We start from the raw sequence: 24,223 nt of genomic DNA, 5'->3' as shown, positions 1-24,223 counted from the left end.
CCCGGAAGCTGATCTGGGGGCTGACCTCGCGACCGGGGCGCAACGTGTGCTGGAATCTCCTCATGGCCTGATGTCTTGGCCCGGCGCGACGGCAAAATCAATTGCCGATGAGATAGATCAAGGCTCGGTGACGCGGCAGCGGCAAGGTGCTAGAATTGGAACAAATCAAAACCTTTCCGCCGCCTCAAGGAGTACCGTTCACATGGCGATCAAGTTCGGGCGTCCGATCGAAATGCGCGACGCGCCGCGGCGGCAAACGGCGCTTGCCTCCACCCCGCTCGACCTGGCCATCCGCCCCCGCCGCAACCGCAAGGCAGAATGGGCGCGGCGGCTGGTGCGCGAAAACGTGCTGACCACGGATGATTTGATCTGGCCGATGTTCGTGGTCGACGGCCACAACACGCGCACGCCGGTGGCCTCGATGCCCGGCGTCGACCGCCTCACCGTCGATCAGGCGGTGCGCGACGCCGAGCGTGCGGCAAAACTGAGCATCCCCTGCATCGCGCTGTTTCCCTATACCGAGCCGTCGCTCCGCGACGAGCACGGCTCCGAGGCGCTGAACCCGAACAATCTGGTCTGCCAGTCGGTGCGCGCGATCAAGAAGGAATTCCCCGAGATCGGCGTGCTGTGCGACGTCGCGCTCGATCCCTTCACCAGCCACGGCCATGACGGGCTGATCGAGGACGGCAAAATCCTCAACGACGAGACGGTGGCGGTACTCGTGAAACAGGCGCTGGTGCAGGCGGAGGCCGGCTGCGACGTCATCGCGCCATCAGACATGATGGACGGCCGCGTCGGCGCGATCCGTGAGGCGCTGGACGAGGCAGGTTTTCTCGACGTGCAGATCATGGCTTATGCTGCGAAATACGCCTCCGCCTTCTACGGCCCGTTCCGCGACGCCATCGGCTCCGCCAAAACGCTGACCGGCGACAAGCGCACCTATCAGATGGACAGCGCCAATTCCGACGAAGCGCTGCGCGAGGTCGAGCTTGACATCGCCGAAGGCGCCGACATGGTGATGGTGAAGCCCGGCATGCCCTATCTCGACGTCGTGTGGCGCGTGAAAGATACGTTTGCGATGCCGACCTTCGTCTACCAGGTATCCGGCGAATACGCGATGATCGCCGGAGCGGCGGCCAATGGCTGGATCGACGGCGACCGCGCGATGATGGAAAGCCTGCTCGGCTTCAAGCGCGCCGGCGCGGATGGAATCTTGACGTATTTTGCGCCGAAGGCCGCGGAGAAGTTGAAGGCGCAGGGGTAACCTCCGTCCTCTCCACGTCATTGCTGTGCAAGTTCACTAATTCGCTGATTGGATCGCTCCTCTGGAGGACGATCCGATGCGCGATAACAGCTATGACCGGACGATTGAACGCAATTACCTGCAGAAGTGGCGGTTTCTGATCCCGGAATATGAGGCGGTCAAGGCGGGCCGATCGGCGGTGTTCAAGAGTGTTGGGGATTTCTACCGCCATCACGGAACCTGTTCGCAGACCTTCCGCAAGTATTACAACCGCTATCTGCAGAGCGGCGATGAAGCCGACCTGTTGCCGCGTCGTCGTGGGCCCAAATGGCGGGAACGGCGCGAGCCGAACGGGATCGAGGCCGAGATCATCGCTCAGCGCCAACGGGGGATGAACCGCTACGAGATCCATGCCGTCTTGCGTGAGCAGCGCGCCACAGTACCTTCGCCATCGACCATCTACCGGGTGCTGAAGCGCCATCAACTGAACCGCCGCACGCCGGCGATGCGCGAGGAGAAACGCCGCATTATCAAGGACAAGCTCGGGGAGCTCGGCCACGTCGATCTGCATCAATTGCCGCGCGACATGTTCCTCGCGCCACCCCCTGTCACGCCCTACATCATCTGCCTGATCGACAGCTGCTCGCGCCTGGCCTGGGCCGAGGTGCTGACCTCCAAGAAGGCGCTTCCGGTGATGTTCAAGACGCTGAAGATGATCAATACTCTCAACGTCACTTACGGACTGATCTTCGCCGAGATTCTGTCCGACAACGGGGCCGAGTTCGCCTCCCGCAACACCCCTCAGGAGCATCCCTTCGAGGCCATGCTGCTCGAACTCGGCATCAAGCATCGCTACACCAGGCCCTACCGGCCGCAAACCAATGGCAAGGTCGAGCGCTTCTGGCGAACCCTCGAAGAGGACGTCATCGAGGGCGCAACCTTCGACAATCTCGACCACTTCGCCAAAGAGCTGTTCGAGTACCTGATCTACTACAATAACCACAGGCCTCATCAGGCCCTTGCAGGGCTGACCCCGAAGGCCTTTGCAGCCACCAAGACCACCGCGATCCAATCAGCGAATTAGTGAACATCGACAATTGCGAGCGCAGCGAAGCAATCCATCTATCCGTTATGCAGCAACATGGATTGCTTCGCTGCGCTCGCAATGAAGGGATGAGAGCCGACGTCCCCTCTCCCATCCGCGTAATATTGCGCGCTGTTAATGGTCGCAGCCCCCTTGGCGCAGGCCCCGCCGGTTCCCATGTCACGGTCTGGAATATCGGCCTGGAGGACGGACCATGTCTTATAGCGGCTCTGGCAATACCGGCGGCGCTTCAAATGCTGGCGGCGGCTGGCGGAACGATGGCGGGGTGCCGCCGCATGCGTTCGATCCCTATTCGCAGCCGGAACTGTTTCGCGGCGTGCTGACGCGTCGGGTATTTGCGTTCCTGATCGACCTCGTCGTGCTGTCGGTGCCCGTCATCCTCGGCTACATCTTCATCGGCCTGTTCGGCATCATCACGCTCGGGCTCGGCTGGATGCTGTTCTGGCTGGCGTGGCCCGCCACCATCGTGTGGGCGATCGTCTATTACGGTACCTCGATCGGCGGCCCGCATTCGGCGACGCTCGGCATGCGCGCGATGGATCTGGAGCTGCGCACCTGGTACGGCGAGCCGGGCTATTTCGTGCTCGGTGCCTGCCATGCCGTGCTGTACTGGGTCTCGATCTCATTCCTGACGCCGCTGGTGCTGCTGGTCGGCCTGTTCAACAGCCGTCGCCGGCTGCTGCACGACATGATCCTGGGAACCGTGGTCATCAACAGTTCGGTTCGTACCCAGGTAGTTCCCTCGGCACGCAGCAGCTATTGAGCGAGCAGCAAACTATTTGACCGCCCGCCTTCGGGGCGCGATGTTAGAGCCGGTCGGGCCCCCAAGATGAAATCGGGGCCGGGCCGGCGCTTTTTTCGTTCCGATGCGTTTTCTTAACGCGAACCGGTGTCTACTGCGTTGGAAAGCGCTATGGTTGATTTGTTTCGGAGGCGTGACGACCCGACGTGACCCAACACTCGCGTGATACCCCGCAATTCTACCTGACGGCGCCCTCGCCCTGCCCCTATCTGCCGGGCCGGCACGAGCGCAAGGTGTTCACGCATCTGGTCGGCGACAAGGCCGGCGACCTTAACGATCTCCTGACCCATGGCGGTTTCCGCCGCAGCCAGTCGATCGCCTACCGCCCGGCCTGCGACCAGTGCCGGGCCTGCGTCTCCGTGCGCGTCATCGCCAACGAATTCCGCCCCTCGCGCAACTTCAAGAAAGTCTTGGCGCGCAACGCCGACATCGTCGGCGAACAGCGCAGCGCGGTGCCGACGTCGGAGCAATACTCCGTGTTCCGCGCCTACCTCGACAGGCGCCACCGCCATGGCGGCATGGCCGACATGACCGTACTCGACTACGCGATGATGGTGGAAGACAGCCATGTCGAAACCCGCATCATCGAATACCGCAAGCGCGGCGTCGACACCGGTATCACTGGCCGCGGCGAGGAGCTGATCGCGGTGGCGCTGACGGATGTGCTCAGCGACGGGCTGTCGATGGTGTACTCGTTCTTCGAGCCGTCGCAGCACAGCCGCTCGCTCGGCACCTTCATGATCCTCGACCACATCACCCGCGCGCGGCGGCTCGGGCTGCCTTACGTCTATCTCGGCTACTGGATCGAGGGCTCCAAGAAGATGGACTACAAGGGCCGCTTCCTGCCGCAGCAGCGGCTGGCGCCGTCAGGCTGGCTGCGGGTGGATGCGACGGGCGAGATGCTGTCCGAACCGCAGGATTGACCCTCTGCTGTCATCACCCGCGAAAGCGGGTGATCCAGTATTTCAGAGACATCAGTGATTTGAATCGAGAGGCCGCGGCGTACTGGGCGGATTCAACTGGTCGTCGCAACACTTCAGCCAAGGAGGTTGCGATGAATGGATACAGAGAAGATTCGGGCCGGAGTGCGCGATCACCAGGCCGGGTTCCGAAGGCACGGCGGGAGAATTGCAGACGGTTTTGGGCGGCGGTTGCCTCGGGGCGCTCGAGCGAAGATGCTGCAGTTGACGCCGGGGTGTCTCCGGTTGTCGGAGTGCGGTGGTTCCGGAGGGCCGGCGGAATGCCGCCAACACATTTCTCGCAATCGTCAAAACCTCCATCAGGGCGCTACCTTTCTTTCGCCGAACGTGAAGAGATCGCGATCTTGCGCGCGCAGGGTCACGGCGTACGAGCCATTGCTGGTCATCTTGGTCGCCCGCCATCCACGATCTCTCGCGAGCTCCGACGCAATGCGGCACGCCGCCACGGCGCTCCAGAATACCGAGCGACGACGGCACAATGGCACGCGGATCAATCTGCCCGACGCCCGAAGCCGGCGAAGTTGGCGGTCAATCCGATTCTGCGCGATTATGTGCAAGACAGGCTTGCCGGTATGATCGCCACTCGGGCCGGGGCGCCTATCGCTGGCCCGAAGGTTGTGTGGAAGGGGCGCCGAGCCGTGCATCGGCAGAACCGACGCTGGGCAACAGCGTGGAGCCCGGAACAGATTTCTCGCCGTCTTCGGCTCGATTTTCCCGAGGATGAGACGATGCGGATCAGTCACGAGGCGATCTACCAGGCACTTTACGTGCAAGGCCGAGGAGCGCTGCGCCGCGAACTGACGGCTTGTTTGCGTACGGGACGGGCGCTTCGGATGCCGAGGGCGCGCACGCGCAAGCAGGGTAGAAGCTTCGTTTCTCCCGAGATTATGATCAGTCAACGACCGGCGGAGGCAGCCGATCGAGCCGTGCCGGGACATTGGGAAGGGGATCTCATCGTAGGCCTTGGAAGTTCTGCGATCGGCACCTTGGTGGAGCGCACCACACGATTTACCATGCTGCTGCATCTGCCGCGCATGCCGGGCCATATTCATGATGTTCGTGCGAAGAATGGACCGGCACTCGCCGGACACGGGGCTGAGGCGGTGCGCGACGCTATCGCTCGCGCGATCGTCACCATGCCCGAGCAACTGCGTCGGTCTCTGACTTGGGATCAAGGAGCCGAGTTGGCTCAGCATGCACGCCTGAAGATCGATGCGGGCGTGCATGTCTACTTCTGTGATCCTCATAGCCCATGGCAGCGTGGCTCCAACGAGAACACCAACGGACTACTGCGACAGTACTTTCCGAAAGGTACTGATCTTGGCGCACACAGTGTCGACGACCTTGAAGCCGTGGCTCTTGCACTCAACACCAGGCCCCGGAAAACCCTCGGCTGGAAAACACCAGCGGAAACTCTCGACGAACTTCTCCGAGCGGGCCATACATGAAGTGTTGCGACGACCGGTTGAATCCGCCCTGGGTCGCCCGGTCGAGCCGGGCGATGACAGCCGTGTGCGCGGTTAGCCGAAAAACGCCTCGAACAACAGCTTCACGTTCAGCGCCACGATGATTCCGGCGACGATCCACGCCACGACAGCGACTGTGCGCGGGATGACGAACTTGCCCATCTTGCGGCGGTCGGAAACGAACTTCACCAGCGGGATCACCGCGAACGGCAATTGCATGGACAGCACGACCTGGCTGAACACCAGGAGCTGGCCGGTACCGCGCTCGCCATAGAGCGCGGTAACGACCACGACCGGAACGATGGCGACGCCGCGAGTCAATAGCCGCCGCGCCCAGCTCGGCAGCCGCAGGTTCAAAAAGCCTTCCATCACGATCTGGCCGGCCAGCGTCGCGGTGACGGTCGAGTTCAGGCCGGAGGCGAGCAGCGCCACTGCGAACAGGGTCGAGGCAATGCCGAGACCGAGCAGCGGCGACAGCAATTCATAGGCCTGCCCGATCTCGGCGACCTCGGTGCGTCCGCTCGAATAGAAGGTGGCGGCGGCGACGATCAGGATCGCGGCGTTGATGAACAGCGCGAGCATCAAGGCGATTGTCGAGTCCGTGGTCGCCCATTTGATCGCCTCGCGGCGGCCCTTGTCGTTCCGCTCATAGGCGCGGGTCTGCACGATCGCAGAGTGCAGATAGAGATTATGCGGCATCACGGTCGCGCCGATGATGCCGATCGCGATGTAGAGCATTTCAGGATTGGTGACGATCTCGGACGACGGCACAAACCCCTTCAGAACGGCAGCCACCGGCGGCGCTGCAGCCACGATCTGAATCGAAAAGCAGATCGCGATCACGATCAGCAGCGCGATGACAAAGGCTTCGAGGAAGCGAAAACCCTTGTTCATCAGGAGGAGCAGCAGGAAGGCATCGAGCGCAGTTATCAGCGCGCCCCAGATCAGGGGAATGCCGAACAACAGGTTGAGCGCGATCGCGGTGCCGATCACCTCGGCAAGATCGCAGGCGATGATTGCCGCTTCGCAGACCACCCAGAGCAGGAAGTTCACGGGCCGCGAGAAGCTGGCGCGGCAGGCCTGCGCCAGATCGCGGTCGGTGACGATGCCAAGCCGCGCGGCCAGCGCCTGCAACAGGATCGCCATCAGGTTCGACAGCAGGATGACCGCGAGCAGCGTGTAGCCGAACTTCGACCCGCCCGCGAGGTCGGTGGCCCAGTTGCCGGGGTCCATGTAACCGACCGAAACCAGATAGCCGGGGCCGAGGAAGGCCAGCAGCCGGCGCGACCAATGCCCGCCAAAGGGCACCAGGATCGTGGAATTGACCTCGGGCAGGCTCCGCCGGGCGTCGGCGGCGGCGTCAGCGCGCCAACCGGAGGCGGTCGTATCGGCCATCAGCAAACCCTTGGCTTCCGGGCCCAAATCGGGCGTGCGCGCATCCATTCGAGCAAGATGGCCGATCTTCGTTCTTATTGCAACTCATTTGCAACTGCATCTGGCAATCATGTGCAATTGCATCTGGTAATCACGAAAATGATACCGCAGACCGCCTTGTAAAGCACTGAGGAAGTACTTTACGCTGGCGGCATGATAAAGGTTCCGGTCGAAACCCCGACTGCCACGCTGCGATACGCTCTTGCCCCCGACGAGGCCGGCATCGCCGCCATCGAAGCGACCTTTGCCGCCTATGACCGGATGATGGCGATCCTCGCCGAGGTTGCCCCGGTCGGCGCCAACCTCGTCGCCCTCCACGCCCAGGCCTATGAGCGGATCCGCACCGAGACCGGACTGCCCGCGCGCCTCGTGACGCTCGGCCTGCGCGACCGCGCCAGTTACGTCGCAGGCTCGGCAACGCGCAAAATCCCGCTCGACGACAAGTTGTTTGCGATCAAGGGACCAACTTCACTGACCATTAGCACTGTCCACGGACGTGTCTTGGTGCCGTTTGAAATCCCCGGCTATCTTGCCGGCTGGGATAGTCCTTTCCCGGCTCATTTGGTTTCGGACGGCCGCGCTTACGAAATCCACATCGCCGTGAAATCGAAATCACCACAGCCGGAGGAGAAGACCATGGTTCACGAGGGTATCCTTGCACGTATGGGCAGACTTCTTGCCGCCATTGCCAGTGAGACGATCGACAATGCCGAGAACAGCAACAAGGTCGCGCTGGTCAAGCAGGCGATCCGCGAAATCGACGCCGGCGCCGACGAAGCGCGCCACGCGCTTGGCAAGTCGCGTGCCGAGGAGTTCCGCCTCAAGCGCCGGCGCGAGGAGCTCGACACCGAAATCGCCGCGCTGACCGACAAGATTCGTCTTGCGGTTGCAGAGAACCGCGAAGACCTCGCGCGCGCCGGCGTCGCACGGCAAATTGATCTGGAATCGCAAGGCACTGCTCTCGAACGCGCGATGGATTTCATCGAACTCGAAATCGACGAGCAGACCAAGGCCTTACAGGCGATGCTTGGCGCGCGGCGTGAAGCCGAGACCCGCCTCGCCGATCTCGAGGCGAGCCTCGAGAAGCACGCGCCGCACGAAACCGGACGCGCGGCTGGCGCGACTAAAACAGTGAGTCCCGATCGGGCGATGGCGGCGATCGCACGCGTCACCGGCGTGCCTGCAGCCAGCGTGGCCGGCGATAAGGAACTCGACGAACTCGACCGGTTACACCGCGAAAAGGAAATCGCGGCCCGCCTTGAAAGGATCAAGTCGCAGCAATGAGTGCCCTGACCGACATCCTGCTAGCGCCGGACGTGCGGCCTTTCGCAGTGGCTGCCGCCATCATGATGGCGCTCGGCGGCATCGAATTGCTGGCGATGCTGATCGGCTTCTCGCTCGGCGAACTCTTCGGAAAAGAAGTTGCCGTCGACGTCGACAGTGGTGACGGATTGGGCGGCCTGTTCCTGTGGGTCAATGCGGGGCGGCTACCCCTGCTGATCCTGATCGTCCTCGCACTCGGCGTGTTTTCGATTGCGGGATTCTTTTTGCAGGGCCTCGCGCACGGTGCGGGAATTTCGATTCCGGTCGTGATCGCGGCGATCGCCGCCGCGGGTGTCAGCCTCCCCGCGATCCGTGTCACCAGCCGCGGCATCGCCCGCATCATCCCGCGCGACGAGACCTATGCGGTGGACCAGGCCGATTTCATCGGCCAGGTCGCCGAAGTTTCGGTCGGGCCACTCGACCAGGGATTGCCCGGCCGCGTCCGTCTCAAGGATGTCTTCGGTAACTGGCACTCTCTGGTGGCGCGCGCCAGTCCCGAATCCACGCCGCTCCCGGTCGGCGCCAGCGTGTTGCTGGTCGATCGTGATGCCAAGAGCTTTATCGCCATTTCCGCACCAGCCGACCTCATTGCGCAACAACGTTCAGACAGGGCTTGAACATGTGGGAACTTGCAATACCCGTCACGATTGGCGTTATCGCCGTTCTTGTTATCGGTTTACTGCTTGCCAAACTGTACCGCCGCTCGACCCGTGATGAAGCCTATGTCCGCACCGGATTAGGCGGCCAGAAGGTCGTGCTCGACGGCGGCTCGATCGTCCTTCCGGTGTTCCACTCCGTCGCCGCGGTCAATCTGAAGACGCTGCGGCTGGAGGTCGCCCGCGGCGGCCCGGATTCGCTGATCACCAAGGACCGCATGCGCGTCGACATCGGCGCCGAATTCTATCTGCGCGTCAAACCCGATACTTCCTCGATCGCGCTCGCCGCGCAGACGCTCGGCAGCCGAACCCAAAATGCAGGCGAGCTGCGCGAACTGATCGAGGCCAAATTCGTCGACGGCCTGCGTTCGGTGGCCGCCACCATGAACCTGGAAGAGCTGCAGGAGCAGCGCGCGACGTTCGTGAAATCGGTGCAGGACGCCGTCGGCGCCGACATCCAGAATAACGGCCTTGAGCTCGAATCGGTGTCACTGACCCGTCTCGACCAGAGCGATATCAAGCATTTCAACCCGAGCAACTTCTTCGACGCCCATGGTCTGACGACGCTGACCAAGATCACGCGCGAGCGCGAACAGGAGCGCAACCAGATCGTCCGCACCACCGAGGTCAACATCGCGCAGCAGGACCTCGTCGCCCGCCAGACCACGCTGACGATCGAGGCCACCAAGCGCGAGGCGGAACTGGCGCAGCAGCGCGACATCGCCAACAAGACCGCTGCGATGCGCGCGCAGACCGCGCAGGTCGAGCAAACCGCGCTGCAGAACGAGGCCGAGTACCGCATCCAGCAGGAACTGGCGGTCGCCAACAAGCAGACCGAAGCCAACCAGTTGCGCGACACCAGAAAGATCGAAGCCGATCTCGCGGTGAAACGACGCAATACCGAGATGGAGCGCGACCTGCAGATCGTGGCGCAGGAAAGTGCGATTGCGATCGCGACCAAGAGCAAGGAGCAGTCGGAAGCGCAGACCGTCGCCGAGACCGCGCGTGCGCTGGCGATTGCGGCCGAGGAAAAGGTCACCACCGCCAAAGCCGTCGAAATCGCCGAACGCGACAAGATCATCAACGTGATCGCGGCGCGCAAGGCCGCCGAGACCGAGGCGATGCCGATCACCGTGATGGCGGAAGCCGAGAACCAGGCCGCGAACAACAAGGCGGAAGCCATTACCATGCTGGCCAAGGCCGACGCCGAGGCGGCGACCACCCGCGCGGCCGGCGTCAAATCGCTCGGCCAGGCCGAGGCCGAGGTGGCCGCGTTGAAGGCGGAAGCGCGCAACAAGCTCTCTCAGGCGATGGTCGACTACGATCTCACCCTGGCGCGCATCAACATCATCCCGAACGCGCTGGCCGAAGCGGTCAAGCCGATCGAGAAGATTTCCGACATCCGTATCTTCGACACCGGCGGCCTGCTCGGCCGTGGCGGCGGCAATGGCGCGATGAACGGTCATAGCAACGGGCTTGGTCTGGGCGACGGCCTTGCCGCGCAGTTGCTGTCGGTCTCGGCGTTCAAGCCGATCATCGACAAGATCCTCGCCGAGGGCGGCTTCGCCGCCGGCCCGGACGCGCTGACCAGCCTGACCAACGCGCTGGCCGCGCAGCAGCTCGCCAGTCCGGCCGAACTGCCTGCGATCGAAGATGATACGGATGAAGATGATGCGGATGAGGTAGCAACACCGCCCGCGACCATCTCGGGAACGGGCAAGGCGACCCTCGGCCCCAAGTCGTAGTCAAGCAGAAGCAGCCGAAACGCCGCTCAAATCGAGGCCTGCCGCCATTCGCGCGGCGGGCCTTTTTGCTGGAGTGCTTCTCCACCTGTCAGTTGTCGGGAAGCACGCGGGCAGCCTCCACTTCCTTATTGCAAATGCCTCTCATTCGTGACACCAATTGCAACTAATTCGCAATTGCAACTGAGGGAGCATTCAAATGCGTCAGTTCAAGCGGACTTGGGAGGCACACCAAGACAGAAACGACGATTTTCACTTCGGCGATTTTCTCGGCCATTTTCACGTGCCGCACCGACCGCACGGCTCGCATGGCCCGGGTGAGCACCATGGCCCTCACGGCTCGCCGTGCCATCCGGGTCCACAGCCCGTAAAAATCGAGTACCGCAGCTTCGACGGTGCGCAGAACAATCAATCCGATTCCACCCTCAACGCTGCCGGCACTGAATTCGCACGTATCGGCGAGGCGCATTTTGCCGATGGCATTTCCGTTCCGCTCGGCGGCAACAATCCCCGCACCATCAGCAATCTTGTGGTCGGCGCGGGCGACCCTGATGTGGCGAACCCGGAAGGTGTGTCCGCCTTCATGTACGCATGGGGTCAATTCATCGATCATGACATGACGCTGACCCGGACCGATGGCGTCAGCGATATCAGCGTCGTCGTCCCCGCGGGCGATCCCGTGCTTCCCGACGGCACCATCATCCCGATCACCCGTGCCGTCATCGACCCCACGACCGGTGCGGGCACATCCAACCCGGCCATGGCGGTCAATTCCAATACCGCCTGGCTGGATGCCTCGATGGTCTATGGGTCCAACGCCGCGACCGCGGCCAGCCTGCGCACCGCCGATGGTCACATGTTGACGTCGCAGGGCAGCAACCTGCCGATCGTCGACGGTATGGTCGTGGCCGGCGACGTCCGCGCCGCAGAAAATCCGGCGCTCACCGCGCTGCAAACGCTATTCGTGCGCGAGCACAACTACTGGGTTGACCGACTGCACGTCGAGCACCCGAACTGGAGCGGCGACCAACTCTACAATCACGCGCGCGCTATCGTGACGGCGGAAATCGCCAACATCACCTATTCGGAGTTCCTGCCAAACCTCGTCGGCAAGAACGCGCTTTCGCCTTACGATGGCTATGACCCCAACGTCGATCCCCACCTCACGCTGGAATTCGTCGCCGCGGCGTTCCGCTTCGGGCATTCGATCGTGTCGGGCGAAACCGAAGGCCTTGCGGAGAACGGCGAAGTCATCGCCGGCTCCGAGGAAGACCTGAAGGACGTATTCTTCCAGCCGGCTGCAAACTTCAACGACAATGGCGGCGCCGATGGACAATTGCGCCACCTGGCCGCCGATCCATCACAAGCACTCGACGCGCGCATCGTCGACGACCTGCGCAATTTTCTTTTCGATCCACCGGTGTCTATGGATCTCGCCGCGATCAACATCCAGCGCGCGCGCGACCTTGGCCTCGGCACGCTCAACCAGACCCGAGAAGCACTCGGCCTCGAGCCCTACACGGATTTCAGCCAGATCACGAGCGACCCGGAGACGCTGGCCGGACTGAAAGCAGCTTACGGCAATGTCAACAATGTCGGTCTGTGGACCGGTGGCCTGTCGGAAAATCACGTCCCCGGCGCGCTTGTCGGCGAAACCTTCCAGGCGATCATCACGATGCAGTTCGAGGCGTTGCGCGATGGCGACCGGTTCTGGTTTGAAAACCAGGGGTTTGATCCCAAGACGTTGGCCGAGATCAAAGGCACGACGCTGGCAGATATCATTCTGCGCAACACCGACACCAGGCATATCCAGGACGATGTCTTCGTCACCTATACGCGTCACACCGGCCTTGCCGGCGGCGTGGAGTCCGAAGACCCCGAAGCCCGCCAGATCGTTATCGGCTCCGATGGCAACGACACGCTGATCGGCGGTCCGCAAGGAGATTATGTGTTTGCCGGAACCGGCAAGCAGACGATGACGGGCAATGACGGCGCGGACCGCTTCGTGTTTGACTTCGGATCCACCAAGGCTGAGATCACCGATTTCGATCCAGGCGTCGACATGCTGGTGTTTGAGAACGCCGGCCGGCTGGATTTTCGCGATGTGAAAATCTGGGGCGACCATGGGAATACGGTGGTTCAGGTCGGCGACGACCGGATCGAACTGACGGACGTGCGGCCTCATGAACTGACAAGGCACGATTTCCTGTTTGACGTTTGACGCGAATCCACCAAACAGCTTCCGAGGATCGGCGCGATCCCTGCCCATGGCGGAAGATGAAAACGCCTCCACACGTTCTCGTGTGGAGGTTTTTGTTTGGAGAACGGCTTGTCGGGAAACGGGTGGGTTGGATCGTCCTTGGGCCAGACAATGGGTCAGATCGAATCTCAGGGAACTCTGCTATGTCACCCGCTCCGACCCCGCGCTTGCCCGCGACCTTCAACCGTCTGGCCTGGTCGAACCTCGCCGCGCAATCGGCCGAGCAGATCGCGCTGGCCGCAGCGCCCATCGTTGCGGTGCTACTGCTTGGTGTTGGCGAAGGCCAGACCGGGCTATTGCAGACCGCGCTGACGCTGCCATTCATCCTGTTTGCGATTCCCGCCGGTCTCCTTGCCGACCGCATCTCGCGGCGCTGGGTGATGGCGGCCTCCGAAGCGCTGCGCGCGGCCGCGCTGGCGGCGACGCTGCTGCTGATCTGGCTCGGCGCAATCACGCTGCCGCTGCTCTCGCTACTCGGCTTCGTCGCCGTCTGCGGCACCGTCGCCTACAGCGTCGCCGCGCCCGCTTTGGTGCCATCGCTGGTCAATTCGGAACAATTGCCCGCGGCGAACGCGCGGATCGAACTGGCGCGCACGGTGGCATTCGCCAGCGGTCCGGCGCTTGGCGGCGTGCTGGTCGGATGGGTCGGCGCGGCGCCTGCGTTCGGCTTTGCCGCCGCATTGTCGGTGATCGCCGTTGTGCTGCTGTCGGGCATCTATGAACCGGCGCGCGCCCCCGCCCCGCGCCGCCATCCCCTGCAGGAAATCAGGGAGGGCGCCGCGTTCGTGTTGCATCATCCGCTGCTGCGGCCGGTGTTCATCACGCAGTTCATCTTCAACACAGCGTCGTTCCTGCTGCTTGCGGTTTTCGTGCCCTACGCCGTTCGCCATCTCGGACTATCAGCCACCGGCGTCGGCGTAACGCTGGCGATGTACGGCGTCGGCATGGTGGCGGGCGCACTGTCTGCCACGCGGGTGATGCAGCGGCTGGCCTTCGGCACCGTGATCGGGCTTGGGCCGGTTACCGGTTTCGTCGCCGCCGCCGTGATGGCGCTGACGGCGATCGTGCCGACGCCGTGGCTCGCCGGGCTGAGCTTCTTTCTGCTCGGCGCCGGCCCGATCCTGTGGGTGATCTCGACCACCACGCTGCGCCAATCGGTGACCCCGCCGTCGCTGCTTGGGCGCGTCTCCGCCATCAACATCATGAGCTATGGCGCCCGCCCGCTCGGCTCGGCGCTGGGCGCCATCGTCGGCGGGCTCTATGGCGCGGAAGCCTGCCTCTATCTGGCAGCCGCCATCTTCGCCGCTCAGGCGCTGGTGATCCTGCTATCGCCCGCAGTCTCGCTGGCGCGGCAGCCAGACATGGTGGGCGAGCCGGCAGGCTGTTAGCGGGCGGGGTTGGGCGTCAATCGAAACCGTCATTGCGAGGAGCATAGCGACGAAGCAATCCAGCCTCTCTTGCGGCCCTGGATTGCTTCCGCCTTCGCGCTAAAGCGCTGCGGCGAACTGAAGCCCGCCGAAGCTTGCGCAGCAAGCGTAGAAAGATCGCTTCACTCGCAATGACGGCTTTTGCCAGCATTTCTTTCTAGGGCGTGTACTCACTAAGCGACTGACTGATGTCCGCTCAAGGCACCGAGGCGTATTGTTTCCTTCAAGAAAGAACCTTGCGGAGGAAAGCAAGCATGACGCTGTTGAATTGCCTCGGCCTTTGCAGCGGCGCGAAATGGCTCACACCAGGCAGGATCTTCAATTCCGCTGTCGCGATACTCCGTGCAAGATATTCGGCATGTTCGGGCTTGATGAACTCGTCGTGCTCGCTCTGCACGATCGCAACAGGCACATGGATGTGGGCGAGCTCGCCTGCAGAATAATTCGGTTCGGTCTTCATCATCTGGCCGACAGCTTCAACCAATGCGTCGAACTGGTCCGGCGTGGCTGATAGCTGGGCATAGTCCTTGGCGTGCCGCCCGAAACACCGGTCGAGAACCGGGCTGGGCTCGATTTCTCTTGTGCCGCTGGGGTCCATGTTGCAGCCGAAGAAAAACACGCCTGCAACATGTTCGGCGGCCTTCATGGCGAGGATCAAAGCGGTACAGGCGCCATCGCTCCATCCGACGACGGCTGCCTTGTCTACCTGCAGCGCATTCATCACGGCCAGAACGTCGGACGCCATCAACTCATACGTGAAAGGCCGCGAATCGCGCGTGCTGCGGCCATGGCCGCGGCTATCGATCAGCACGGCGCGATAACCCGACGCGACCAGCGCAGGAACCTGATAGCCCCAGTTGCCGCTATGCCCAAGGCCGCCATGGAGCAAGATCACGGGAGCTCCCGACCCGTACGTCGCGTACCGGATTCGAGCACCGTCGTGTTCCACAAAGCCTTGATTGATCGCGGTGGGCAGGGGCGCAGCGCCATGCGCCTCGAAACATTTAAGGTCGTCGTCGTATGATTCCATTCGGATTTGACCCAAAGCTTAAGATAGGGGAAACCTGCAACCGCCGCTGATATCACCCCGACAAACTGTTGACGGTCGATATAGCACCCCGCGACCTAACTGAATCAAATGTCAGCTTCTAGGCGCTTTCTGCTCCGCACTAATTGCCCGGAGCCCATTGGTGCTTTCCCATGCAGCTTTATATGATATATATCATTTCATACAAAAGCAGGAACCCTCATGGCCGACAAGACTGCAGCAATCGACACCGGCCCTCGTTCGGAAGCTTCTTCCACTGTCCCGCAGATTGCCGTCCTGGCAGGCCTAGCCGCCACGGGAACGCTCGCCACCAACATCCTGCTGCCGTCGCTGCCGCAGATGGCGGCGTCACTCAACGTCACGAGCGCGGCGGTCACCGCAGCGATCACGGTCTTCCTCGCGGTGTTCGCGATCGGCCAGCTCGTGGTCGGGCCGATTTCGGACCGCTATGGCCGCCGTGGGCCGGTCCTGGCCGGATTTGCAATCTTCTTCGCCGGCAGCGTCTGGTGCGGCCTCGCCAATGATTTGCCGAGCCTGCTGATTGGCCGTGTCATCCAGGCGGCCGGCGCCTGCGCCACCTCGGTGTTGTCCCGCGCCATCGCCCGCGACCTGTTCTGCGGCGCAGCCCTTGCCCGCACGATGGCGCTGATCATGATCGCGATGGCGGCAGCACCCGGCTTCTCGCCGCTGCTGGGCGGCGCGCTCGACCACATTTTCGGCTGGCGCTCCGAATTCGCATTCCTCGCGGCTTTCGCCGGGCTCGGCGCCCTCGCCTACGGCATGGCGTTTGGCGAGACCCACCTCGCAACACGCACCCCGCTCGATCCGCAGGCGATCGCAAAAACGTATCTCGCCCTGCTCCGCGACCGCCGCTTCGTGGTGCCGGCGGCAACCGTCAGCCTGATCCTGGGCGCGCTGTTCTCGATTTTCTCGGCGGCGCCCCGCGTCCTGATCGAAGCCATGCATTTTACGCCGATTCAACTCGGCCTGTTCTTTGCGGGCACGGTGCTGATCGTGTTCGCCGCCGGTATGCTCGCGACCCGGCTGGCGCCACGCTATGGGCTCGATCGTTCGATCCGAGGCGGACTGTTCGTCGCCGCCGCCGGCAGCCTCGCGATGCTGCCCGTCTCGCTATACGCCCCCTCCTTTCTGCCGTTTCTTGCGGCCATGAGCGTGTTCCTGCTCGGCATGGGCATCGTCAGCCCGTTAGGCACGGCGCAGGCGCTGTCCCCGTTCGGCGACAAAGCGGGCGCGGCATCAGCGCTCATCGGCTTCTCGCAGATGATGACAGCCGCGGTCGGCGTCTGGCTCGCGGCGACGATTTCCTCCAACGCGCTGTTCGCGCTCGGCGTGGTGCTGACGGCGTTCTCGCTTGCGGCCGTGGCGCTCTACACGATGCGAGCGAGACCAAGTTAGGACGCCAGATACCGCTCGTACTTCCCCGCCACCACCTCGTCCGCCGTAATATCCGGATCGAGCGTGTAGAGATCCTGCGCGCGGCCGATGCCGCGCAGCGCGTAGCGGCCGGTCGACACCAGATAGTTTCGCCCCGCCGCATCGAGACCGGAGCGGAACGCCGACGACATCAGCAATTCGCGGTCGACCGAGCGGCACATCGAGGCGATGCGGCTGACCTCGTTGACGGCAGGTCCCACCACCGTAAAGTCTAGCCGGTCGTCGCTGCCGATATTGCCGTAAAAGACCTCGCCGACATGCAGTCCGACATGGGCCGATGTGACCGGCCGGTTCTCGGCCGTCCGGCGGGCGTTGAGCGTTCTCATATTCCGCCGGAAACGATGTTCGGCGCGCAGCGCGGCGCGGTTTGCCTTCGCCATGTTCTCATGGGTGAACATCGCCAGCACGCCGTCGCCGATCAGCTTGAGCACCTCGCCGCCGGCGTCGTGAATGGCGTCGATCGAGGCCTGCGCATAATCGTTGAGGAACGGGATGATCTCGCCGGGATCGATGCTCTCGCTGATCGCCGTCGAGCCGCGCAGGTCGGAGAACCACAGCACCGTGTTGATCCGCTCGGTGACGCCGCGCGTGATGCGGCCGCGCAGCACCTGCTCGGCGGTGTCGCGACCGAGATAGACCCGGCCCAGCGTCTTGGTGATGTCAGCCTGCGCCGCGGATTTGATCGCCAGCCCCAGCACCGGCACGAGGTCGCGGAGCGCCGCTAACCCCTGCGCGCCAAACCCATCGCCGCGCCTTGTCACCCAGTAGGAATAGACGCAGTCCATCTGCCCCATGGTGCCGGCCTCGCCGAACTGGTGCACATAGGCCACGAGATGCTTGTGGCCCTTCTCGGCGAGTTCGTTCACGAACTTGAACCTATGGGTCCCGCCGTCAGCGAGGTCGATCGGCAACTCCGAAAAGCCGTTTTCAAGCATGTGATAGAAGATCGAACTGCGCCAGGCTTCCGCCGCTTCGCCCTCATTTGTCGAGCCATATTCGAACATGTCGCTCTCGTTGGTCTCGGCGTCGTTCCAGCGAAAGCCGCGGCCTTCGAAAATCGGGTGCAGCGTATCGATGAAGACCATGCCGCGCGAGATGCCAAGCCCCTCGGCACAGCAGCGTTCGCAGAAACCGCGGATGAGGTCGTTTTGAGGCAGGGCGGTGAGGCCCTGGCCGACCAGCCAGTTCATCAGCCGCAGACGGGGGGTGAGCTCCATGCGGCTATTATGCCGTGCAATGGTGACGAGTGAAAGGCTAGCGGCCCACGTTCCCCGGACGCTGCGCAGCGTGAAGCGATGCGCTGCTGAGCCGGGGTCCACGCTCTGCGGCTTGGGTCCCGGCTCTGCGGAGCAGCGTTGCCGGACGATGCTTCGCATCGCCTAGGCTGCACCGCGTCCGGGACAAGCGCGCCTTACGACGTCGCGCGCGTCACCGCCTCGCCGTCCTCCTTGACGAAGGATTCGACCGGGGTGTCGAGCAAATCGAGCACGAGCTCCGAGGGCCGGCACAAGCGGACGCCCTTTGGCGTCACCACGATCGGCCGATTGATCAGGATCGGATGTTTCAGCATGAGATCGATCAGCTCGTCGTCGCTCCATTTCGGGTCGGCCAGACCGAGCTCGGCATAGGGCGTGCCTTTTTCGCGCAACAGCTCGCGCGGCGAAATTCCGAGCGCGGCAATCAGTTCGACCAGCCGGGCGCGGCTCGGCGGCGTCTTCAGATACTCGATCACCTCGGGCTCTTCGCCGCTCTGCCGGATCATCGCCAGCGTGTTGCGCGAGGTGCCGCAGGCGGGATTGTGATAGATCGTAACGCTCATGGTTGCGCCTCCTTCAACGTTGCGCGCGCCTTGTCGCTTTCACGAAGCAGCCAACTCATGAAGATCAACGCGATGATGGCGCCGCAGGTTTCCGCCGCGATGAAACCCGGAAGATCTGTGGGGCGAATGCCCGAAAACGTATTGGTCAGCGAGCGCGCAATGGCAACGGCGGGATTGGCGAACGACGTCGACGCCGTGAACCAGTAAGCCGCCGTGATGTAGAGGCCGACCAGCCATGGCACCGCGGCGCGGTTGAACTTGATACCAGCGAGGATGGTTGCGACCAGGCCGAAGGCGGCGACGGCTTCGGCGAGCCATTGCGCACCGCCGGTTCGCATTTTCAGCGAGGCATCGAGCAGCGGCAGCGCGAACATCGCATGCGCCAGCATGGTTCCGGCAATCCCGCCGGAGATTTGCGCAGCGACGTAGAGCAGCGCCTCGCGCGGCGTCAGCTCGCGCTTGAGCGCAAAAACCAGCGATACCGCCGGATTGAAATGGGCCCCGGAAATGGGACCGAGAATGGTGATGAGGACGACCAGGATGGCACCGGTCGGCAACGTATTGCCGAGCAACGCGAGTGCGACGTCCTTGGTCAAGGTCTCGGCCATGATCCCGGAGCCGACCACGGTGGCGACCAACAGTGCCGTCCCGAGCGCTTCGGCGGCGAGCCGGCGTGGCAGATCGAATTCGGACATCAGCTCGCCTTCTCATGGCCGGACGTCGAGCCGTCGCTGCGGCCGTCCTTGCGCAGGATCGATTCCGCCAGGATCGAACGGGCGGTGTTTCCGGTGCACAGGAAGAGTACATTGTAGATGCGTTCAGGCATGCGCTTTCCTCCTCGGCTTCGGGGTGCAGCCAGGCGTGAGGTCTTCGATCAATGGACCACAGATTTCGGGCCGCCCGTCGCAACAATCCCTGAGCATGAACAGCACGACGGACTGAAAGGCCTTCAGATCGGCGCGGTAGACAATCGAGCGGCTGAAGCGGCGCGCTGTCACCAGCCCCGCACGCGACAAGATCGCCAGATGCGACGACATGGTGTTCTGCGGTACGGCGAGCGCCTTGGCGATGTCACCTGCAGGCAATCCCTCCGGCTCGTGTTTCGCCAATAGCCGAAACACGTCGAGCCGGGTCGATTGCGCCAGCGCCGCCAGCGCCAGAATGGCTTGTTCGGATTCCATATATCCAGACTTATCGATAGATCGGGGAGTGTCAACTTTAACTGTTGCAGCTGCAGGCGCTCGCTATTTCGATAGTTCTGGAAATACCGTTGACAGGCCGTGATATCCATGTCATCGTGCAGTCATGAAACTCGATGACGCCGCCGCCCATCTGGAAGCGCTGGGTAATCCGACCCGGCTCAAGATCTATCGTGCGCTGATCCGCGCCGGCGGCGCCGGACTCGCCGTCGGCCGCCTGCAGGAGAAATTAAAAATCGCGCCCTCGACCCTCTCCCACCATATCAAGGCGCTGGTGGTGGTCGGCCTCGTCACCCAGGTGCGCGATGCGACCACGCTGATCTGCCACGCCAACTACGAAGTGATGCGGGAGCTGGTGGGTTTTCTGGTCGCCGAATGCTGCACGGAAAGCGCCGAAACCGCCGACGCCAAGATCAATACCAAGACCGCGCAATACCAAGACCGCGGCTTAGCGCGCCGACTTTTCGACCGCTATTTCGATATTTCTAGTTTTATGGGAGAACGCCATGAGTGAAACCAGAACTGTCGCGATCATCGGAGCCGGTCCGGTCGGCCTTGCCGCCGCGGCCCATGTGCTGGAGCGCGGGCTGCAGCCGATCGTGCTGGAATCCGGCGACAAGGTCGGCCACGCCATGCGGCAGTGGGGCCACGTGCAACTGTTCTCGCCCTGGGAATACAATGTCGACAAGGCGGCGGCGCGGCTGCTGGCGGCAACGGGATGGAATTCTCCCGAACCGGATCACTATCCGACCGGCGTGGAAATGGTCGAGCATTATCTCGAACCGCTTGCGGCCCACTCGGCGCTCGAGCCCCACATCCGCACTTCAAGCCGCGTCACCGCGATCAGCCGGGCCGGCTTCGACAAGATGAAGTCGAAAGGCAGGGAAAAGGCGCCGTTCGAAATTCGCTACCAGAACGGACAAGGTCCGAAAGTCGTCAAGGCCGATGCGATCATCGACGCTTCCGGCACCTGGCATACGCCGAACCCGGCAGGCGCGAACGGCCTTTCCGCCATCGGCGAGACTGATGCCTCCGACAAGATCGCCTATGGGATGCCGGACGTCCTAGGCAAGGAACGCACGCGCTATGCCGGCAAGACCGTCGCGGTGCTGGGCGCGGGACATTCGGCGATCGGCACGCTGATCGATCTGGCGAAGCTTGCGGAACAGGCGCCGGGCACCCGGCCGATCTGGCTACTGCGCGGCAGCGATCCGGCAAAGGCTTTCGGCGGCGGCGCGAACGACAAGCTGGTGGCTCGCGGTGAATTGGGCGCGGCCTTTGCCGCGTTGGTGACGGCAGGCAGCATCAAGGTCGAAAGCGAATTTCGCGTTTCGCATCTCGTGGCCGACGGCCCTCGCCTCGTCGTCGGCGCCCTGTCCGGCTGCAGCGCCCGGCAGGCCGTGGTCGATGAACTGATCGTCGCGACGGGTTTCCGTCCCGATCTCGATTTCGTGCGCGAGTTGCGCATCCGGCTCGATCCTGCGATCGAATGTCCGATCGCGCTGGCGCCGCTGATCGATCCGAACGAGCATAGCTGCGGCACGGTACGGCCGCACGGCGCCCGCGAACTGGCGCAGGACGAGCCGGGCTTCTATTTCGCCGGTATGAAAGCTTACGGCCGCGCGCCGACCTTCCTGATGCTTACCGGGTACGAACAGGTGCGCTCGATAGCGGCCGACATCGCCGGCGACCGAGCTGCCGCAGAGCGGGTCGAACTGGTGCTGCCCGAGACCGGCGTCTGCAGCCGCTCGCTCGCGCCAGATGCCGGCAATTGCTGTGGCGGCCCCGCAATATCGGATGTTGACGCATGTTGCGTCGCGGATGAAAAAGCAAAGCAACAAGGCAAATCGGGATGTGGTTGCGCGTCCTCGGCATGAGGAGTGAATAGAATTTCGCTGGAAGGCCGATCCGTCATCGTTGCGATGTGCGTGGGGCAGCTCGGCAGCCTGCTCCCGCACGTCGTCGTACCTTCCATCCTTGCCGCATTCCTGATTCCGCAATGGCACTTGAGCGGCGCGCAGGCAGGCCTGCTGGCAGGCTCGGGCGCCGCCGGCTACATGCTGACCGTGCCGGTGCTGGCGACGCTGACCGACCGCATCGACGCGCGCAAAATTCTGATCGCCGGCTCGGCGGTGAGCGCGCTCGGCACGCTCTCGTTCGGTGCCTTTGCCACCGGCCTGTGGTCGGGCGCCCTCTTCAACGCCATCGCCGGCATCGGCTTCGCCGGCGCTTACATGCCCGGCCTCAAGGCGCTGACGGACCGCCTCGCGCCGGGCGACTCATCCCGCGCTATCACGCTCTATACGTCGAGCTTCTCGTTCGGCGTCGGCTTGTCGTTCCTGGTTTCACAGCTCGTGGCAGAAGCCTGGGGCTGGCGGAGTGCCTTTTTTGTCACCGCGGCCGGGCCGCTGGTGATGCTCACCGTCTGCTTTCTGCTGCGTCCGGTCGAACCCAGACCGGCATCTGGTCACTTGCTCGATTTCGCCCCGGTGTTCCAGAACCGCAAAGCCATGGGCTTCGTGCTCGGCTACGGCGCGCATTGCTTCGAGCTCTACGGCATCCGGACGTGGATCGTTGCGTTCTGGACTTTTGTCGCCGCGAGGCATTCCGATGCATCGATCCTGACGCCGGTGGTGGTGAGCGTGGCGTTCTCCCTGCTCGCCATGCCCGCGAGCATTTTGGGCAATGAATTCGCGCTCCGATTCGGCCGCCACCGGGCCATCACGGCGGTCATGCTCGCTTCCGGCACCGTGGCGCTTCTGATCGGCGTGCTCGCCGACAAGTCACCATGGCTGCTGCTGCCCTTGATACTCGTTTATGCCATCACCGTACCCGCCGATTCTGGCGCGTTGACTTCGGGCATGTCGATGGCCGCGGAGCCCAGCTATCGCGGAGCAACCATGGCCATGCATTCCACCGTCGGCTTCAGCCTGTCCGCGCTTGGTGCCTGGGCGGTGGGTGTCGCGCTGGATGCGACCGGCGGGCCGCAAAATGCATCGGCCTGGATGGCGGCGTTCGCAGTGCTGGCAGCGGGCATCCTGCTCGGACCGCTGGCGCTGCTGTGGTCAAGAAGAGAAACGGTCCAGTGAACCAGCTTCCCATCATTCTCGCCCTCGGCACGACACAGACCCTGGCCTGGGCTTCGAGCTACTATCTGCCGGCGATCCTCGCTGACCCCATCGCGCGCGATCTCGGCATATCCTCGACCTGGATATTTACGGCTTTCTCGGCCTCGCTGGTGATTTCGGCCCTGATAGGCCCGCGTGTCGGACGGCAGATCGACCTGGTCGGCGGCCGCTCCATGCTGTCGCTATCCAATCTGGTGCTGGCGGCCGGGCTGGCGCTGCTCGGCTTCACATCATCCATCCCCATGCTCGTCATCGCCTGGCTGCTGCTCGGCGTCGGCATGGGCGCCGGCCTCTACGATGCCGCCTTCGCCGCGCTCGGCCGCATCTATGGTGATGCCGCACGCCGTTCGATCACCGGCATCACGCTGCTCGCCGGATTTGCCTCGACCGTCGGATGGCCGCTGTCCGCGTGGGGGCTGGAAACCATCGGCTGGCGCAACACCTGCTTCGCCTGGGCGGCGGCGCACATCCTGATCGGCCTGCCGCTCAACCTCCTGATGCTGCCGGCCGTGAAAGGCGCGAAGGCGGCCGTGGCTTCGGCCGTCAAGCCGCATATCCCGATCGACCGGACCATGATCGTGCTCGCCTTCGTGTTTGCCGCCGCCTGGACCGTCACCGGTGCGATGGCGGCGCATCTGCCGCGCATTATGGAAGCGGCCGGCGCGACCACCGCGCAGGCGGTATTCGCCGGCGCGCTGATCGGCCCGGCGCAGGTGGCCGCGCGGATCTTCGAGGCGGGCTTTCTCAGCCGCTACCATCCGCTGGTCTCGACCAAGCTTGCCTGCATCACCCACCCAATCGGCGCCGCCATCCTCGGCCTGGCCGGCGGCGGCGCGGCCAGCGTGTTCGCGCTGTTCCACGGCTCCGGCAACGGCATCCTGACCATTGCGCGCGGCACTCTGCCACTCGCGATTTTCGGCCCGGAGAATTACGGCTATCGCCTCGGCATCATCGGCGCACCGGCGCGGATGGCGCAGGCTGCAGCCCCGCTACTGTTCGGCCTATTGATCGAGGTCATGGGCGCGCGGGTGCTGATCGTATCCTCGGCACTCAGCATCTCGGCGCTGCTGGCACTGTTTCTGCTGCGCAAGGGATCGCCGAAGCCGTGAGTTAGGGCCTGGATGGCATGTGGGGCC

The 24,223-nt window shown here is 63.4% G+C and carries 20 protein-coding genes and 2 pseudogenes; 15 read left to right on the top strand and 7 right to left on the bottom strand.

Annotated elements, in window-relative coordinates; translation table 11 throughout:
- The first annotated feature begins 202 nt into the window (after positions 1-202).
- From hemB to V1277_RS29265, 5 genes are all read left to right on the top strand, one after another.
- Positions 203-1,264: a porphobilinogen synthase gene (gene hemB, locus V1277_RS29285; RefSeq protein WP_334419269.1), complete on the top strand. Its 1,062-nt coding sequence runs from the start codon at positions 203-205 to the stop codon at positions 1,262-1,264.
- Positions 1,265-1,340: 76 nt separating this feature from the next.
- Positions 1,341-2,327 carry an integrase core domain-containing protein gene (locus V1277_RS29280; RefSeq protein WP_334416542.1) on the top strand — a complete coding sequence of 329 codons (987 nt, stop codon included), beginning with the start codon at positions 1,341-1,343 and terminating at the stop codon, positions 2,325-2,327.
- A 214-nt stretch (positions 2,328-2,541) separates the two neighbouring features.
- Entirely contained in the window at positions 2,542-3,111 is a 570-nt protein-coding gene (locus tag V1277_RS29275) for an RDD family protein (protein WP_334419268.1), read from the top strand.
- 185 nt (positions 3,112-3,296) lie between these two features.
- A complete protein-coding gene (locus V1277_RS29270; protein ID WP_334374978.1) occupies positions 3,297-4,073 on the top strand; it encodes an arginyltransferase in 777 nt (258 codons plus the stop codon).
- A 131-nt stretch (positions 4,074-4,204) separates the two neighbouring features.
- Positions 4,205-5,578, top strand: coding sequence for an IS30 family transposase (locus tag V1277_RS29265; protein ID WP_334420487.1), 1,374 nt, complete (start codon positions 4,205-4,207; stop codon positions 5,576-5,578).
- A 72-nt stretch (positions 5,579-5,650) separates the two neighbouring features.
- Here V1277_RS29265 and V1277_RS29260 read toward each other — a convergent pair whose 3' ends face one another.
- A complete protein-coding gene (locus V1277_RS29260) occupies positions 5,651-7,039 on the bottom strand; it encodes an Nramp family divalent metal transporter (RefSeq protein ID WP_334419267.1) in 1,389 nt (462 codons plus the stop codon).
- A gap of 144 nt (positions 7,040-7,183) precedes the next feature.
- On the opposite strand from V1277_RS29260, the gene V1277_RS29255 reads away from it, so the two are divergent.
- From V1277_RS29255 to V1277_RS29235, 5 genes are all read left to right on the top strand, one after another.
- Positions 7,184-8,314 carry a PspA/IM30 family protein gene (locus tag V1277_RS29255; protein ID WP_334419266.1) on the top strand — a complete coding sequence of 377 codons (1,131 nt, stop codon included), beginning with the start codon at positions 7,184-7,186 and terminating at the stop codon, positions 8,312-8,314.
- Complete coding sequence (locus tag V1277_RS29250) at positions 8,311-8,970, top strand: OB-fold-containig protein (RefSeq protein ID WP_334419265.1); 660 nt, start codon at positions 8,311-8,313, stop codon at positions 8,968-8,970. Before V1277_RS29255 ends, V1277_RS29250 begins: the two co-directional genes overlap by 4 nt.
- A 2-nt stretch (positions 8,971-8,972) precedes the next feature.
- Positions 8,973-10,754, top strand: a complete 1,782-nt coding sequence (locus tag V1277_RS29245; RefSeq protein ID WP_334419264.1) for a flotillin family protein — start codon at positions 8,973-8,975, stop codon at positions 10,752-10,754.
- A 196-nt stretch (positions 10,755-10,950) separates the two neighbouring features.
- Positions 10,951-12,972 carry a peroxidase family protein gene (locus V1277_RS29240; protein ID WP_334419263.1) on the top strand — a complete coding sequence of 674 codons (2,022 nt, stop codon included), beginning with the start codon at positions 10,951-10,953 and terminating at the stop codon, positions 12,970-12,972.
- Between the two features lie 182 nt (positions 12,973-13,154).
- A complete protein-coding gene (locus tag V1277_RS29235; RefSeq protein WP_334419262.1) occupies positions 13,155-14,399 on the top strand; it encodes an MFS transporter in 1,245 nt (414 codons plus the stop codon).
- 262 nt (positions 14,400-14,661) lie between these two features.
- On the opposite strand, the gene V1277_RS29230 is transcribed toward V1277_RS29235, so the two are convergent.
- A complete protein-coding gene (locus V1277_RS29230; RefSeq protein ID WP_334419261.1) occupies positions 14,662-15,468 on the bottom strand; it encodes an alpha/beta fold hydrolase in 807 nt (268 codons plus the stop codon).
- A gap of 219 nt (positions 15,469-15,687) precedes the next feature.
- Between V1277_RS29230 and V1277_RS29225 the strand changes: the two genes are divergently transcribed.
- Positions 15,688-16,902, top strand: a complete 1,215-nt coding sequence (locus V1277_RS29225; protein ID WP_334419260.1) for a multidrug effflux MFS transporter — start codon at positions 15,688-15,690, stop codon at positions 16,900-16,902.
- On the opposite strand, the gene V1277_RS29220 is transcribed toward V1277_RS29225, so the two are convergent.
- The 5 genes and pseudogenes from V1277_RS29220 to V1277_RS29200 all read right to left on the bottom strand — a co-directional run bounded on the left by V1277_RS29220 (position 16,899) and on the right by V1277_RS29200 (position 19,941).
- Positions 16,899-18,158 carry an adenylate/guanylate cyclase domain-containing protein gene (locus tag V1277_RS29220; RefSeq protein ID WP_334419259.1) on the bottom strand — a complete coding sequence of 420 codons (1,260 nt, stop codon included), beginning with the start codon at positions 18,156-18,158 and terminating at the stop codon, positions 16,899-16,901. The genes V1277_RS29225 and V1277_RS29220 overlap by 4 nt on opposite strands.
- A 194-nt stretch (positions 18,159-18,352) precedes the next feature.
- Positions 18,353-18,760 carry an arsenate reductase (glutaredoxin) gene (gene arsC / locus V1277_RS29215; RefSeq protein WP_334419258.1) on the bottom strand — a complete coding sequence of 136 codons (408 nt, stop codon included), beginning with the start codon at positions 18,758-18,760 and terminating at the stop codon, positions 18,353-18,355.
- Entirely contained in the window at positions 18,757-19,455 is a 699-nt protein-coding gene (locus V1277_RS29210; RefSeq protein ID WP_334419257.1) for an MIP/aquaporin family protein, read from the bottom strand. Before V1277_RS29210 ends, arsC begins: the two co-directional genes overlap by 4 nt.
- Positions 19,456-19,496: 41 nt before the next feature.
- Positions 19,497-19,586 (bottom strand): annotated as a pseudogene (locus V1277_RS29205) (arsenate reductase/protein-tyrosine-phosphatase family protein); the annotation flags it as partial.
- Positions 19,579-19,941: an ArsR/SmtB family transcription factor gene (locus V1277_RS29200; RefSeq protein ID WP_334374965.1), complete on the bottom strand. Its 363-nt coding sequence runs from the start codon at positions 19,939-19,941 to the stop codon at positions 19,579-19,581. The gene V1277_RS29200 and the pseudogene V1277_RS29205, both read right to left, overlap by 8 nt.
- A gap of 124 nt (positions 19,942-20,065) precedes the next feature.
- Between V1277_RS29200 and V1277_RS29195 the strand changes: the two are divergent.
- The 4 genes and pseudogenes from V1277_RS29195 to V1277_RS29180 form a co-directional block, all read left to right on the top strand.
- Positions 20,066-20,365 (top strand): annotated as a pseudogene (locus V1277_RS29195) (ArsR/SmtB family transcription factor); the annotation flags it as partial.
- A gap of 100 nt (positions 20,366-20,465) precedes the next feature.
- On the top strand, positions 20,466-21,836 hold the full coding sequence (locus tag V1277_RS29190) for an NAD(P)-binding domain-containing protein (RefSeq protein ID WP_334419256.1): 1,371 nt from the start codon (positions 20,466-20,468) through the stop codon (positions 21,834-21,836).
- A 45-nt stretch (positions 21,837-21,881) separates the two neighbouring features.
- Positions 21,882-23,048, top strand: coding sequence for an MFS transporter (locus V1277_RS29185; RefSeq protein ID WP_334420486.1), 1,167 nt, complete (start codon positions 21,882-21,884; stop codon positions 23,046-23,048).
- Positions 23,045-24,196, top strand: a complete 1,152-nt coding sequence (locus tag V1277_RS29180; RefSeq protein ID WP_334419255.1) for an MFS transporter — start codon at positions 23,045-23,047, stop codon at positions 24,194-24,196. Before V1277_RS29185 ends, V1277_RS29180 begins: the two co-directional genes overlap by 4 nt.
- The last annotated feature ends 27 nt before the right edge of the window (positions 24,197-24,223 follow it).

The organism is Bradyrhizobium sp. AZCC 1588 (assembly GCF_036924735.1).
Lineage (GTDB): Bacteria > Pseudomonadota > Alphaproteobacteria > Rhizobiales > Xanthobacteraceae > Bradyrhizobium.
The sequence above is the reverse complement of the archived record's forward strand: the minus strand, read 5'-3'. Positions and strand labels throughout refer to the sequence as shown.

Excerpts from the sequence above, each read along its gene's own strand:
- hemB (WP_334419269.1), top strand. The coding sequence starts at position 203 with ATGGCGATCAAGTTCGGGCGTCCGATCGAAATGCGCGACGCGCCGCGG.
- V1277_RS29280 (WP_334416542.1), top strand. The coding sequence starts at position 1,341 with ATGCGCGATAACAGCTATGACCGGACGATTGAACGCAATTACCTGCAG.
- V1277_RS29275 (WP_334419268.1), top strand. The coding sequence starts at position 2,542 with ATGTCTTATAGCGGCTCTGGCAATACCGGCGGCGCTTCAAATGCTGGC.
- V1277_RS29265 (WP_334420487.1), top strand. The coding sequence starts at position 4,205 with ATGAATGGATACAGAGAAGATTCGGGCCGGAGTGCGCGATCACCAGGC.
- V1277_RS29260 (WP_334419267.1), bottom strand. The coding sequence starts at position 7,039 with ATGGATGCGCGCACGCCCGATTTGGGCCCGGAAGCCAAGGGTTTGCTG.
- V1277_RS29255 (WP_334419266.1), top strand. The coding sequence starts at position 7,184 with ATGATAAAGGTTCCGGTCGAAACCCCGACTGCCACGCTGCGATACGCT.
- V1277_RS29250 (WP_334419265.1), top strand. The coding sequence starts at position 8,311 with ATGAGTGCCCTGACCGACATCCTGCTAGCGCCGGACGTGCGGCCTTTC.
- V1277_RS29245 (WP_334419264.1), top strand. The coding sequence starts at position 8,973 with ATGTGGGAACTTGCAATACCCGTCACGATTGGCGTTATCGCCGTTCTT.
- V1277_RS29240 (WP_334419263.1), top strand. The coding sequence starts at position 10,951 with ATGCGTCAGTTCAAGCGGACTTGGGAGGCACACCAAGACAGAAACGAC.
- V1277_RS29235 (WP_334419262.1), top strand. The coding sequence starts at position 13,155 with ATGTCACCCGCTCCGACCCCGCGCTTGCCCGCGACCTTCAACCGTCTG.
- V1277_RS29230 (WP_334419261.1), bottom strand. The coding sequence starts at position 15,468 with ATGGAATCATACGACGACGACCTTAAATGTTTCGAGGCGCATGGCGCT.
- V1277_RS29225 (WP_334419260.1), top strand. The coding sequence starts at position 15,688 with ATGGCCGACAAGACTGCAGCAATCGACACCGGCCCTCGTTCGGAAGCT.
- V1277_RS29220 (WP_334419259.1), bottom strand. The coding sequence starts at position 18,158 with ATGGAGCTCACCCCCCGTCTGCGGCTGATGAACTGGCTGGTCGGCCAG.
- arsC (WP_334419258.1), bottom strand. The coding sequence starts at position 18,760 with ATGAGCGTTACGATCTATCACAATCCCGCCTGCGGCACCTCGCGCAAC.
- V1277_RS29210 (WP_334419257.1), bottom strand. The coding sequence starts at position 19,455 with ATGTCCGAATTCGATCTGCCACGCCGGCTCGCCGCCGAAGCGCTCGGG.
- V1277_RS29200 (WP_334374965.1), bottom strand. The coding sequence starts at position 19,941 with ATGGAATCCGAACAAGCCATTCTGGCGCTGGCGGCGCTGGCGCAATCG.
- V1277_RS29190 (WP_334419256.1), top strand. The coding sequence starts at position 20,466 with ATGAGTGAAACCAGAACTGTCGCGATCATCGGAGCCGGTCCGGTCGGC.
- V1277_RS29185 (WP_334420486.1), top strand. The coding sequence starts at position 21,882 with ATGTGCGTGGGGCAGCTCGGCAGCCTGCTCCCGCACGTCGTCGTACCT.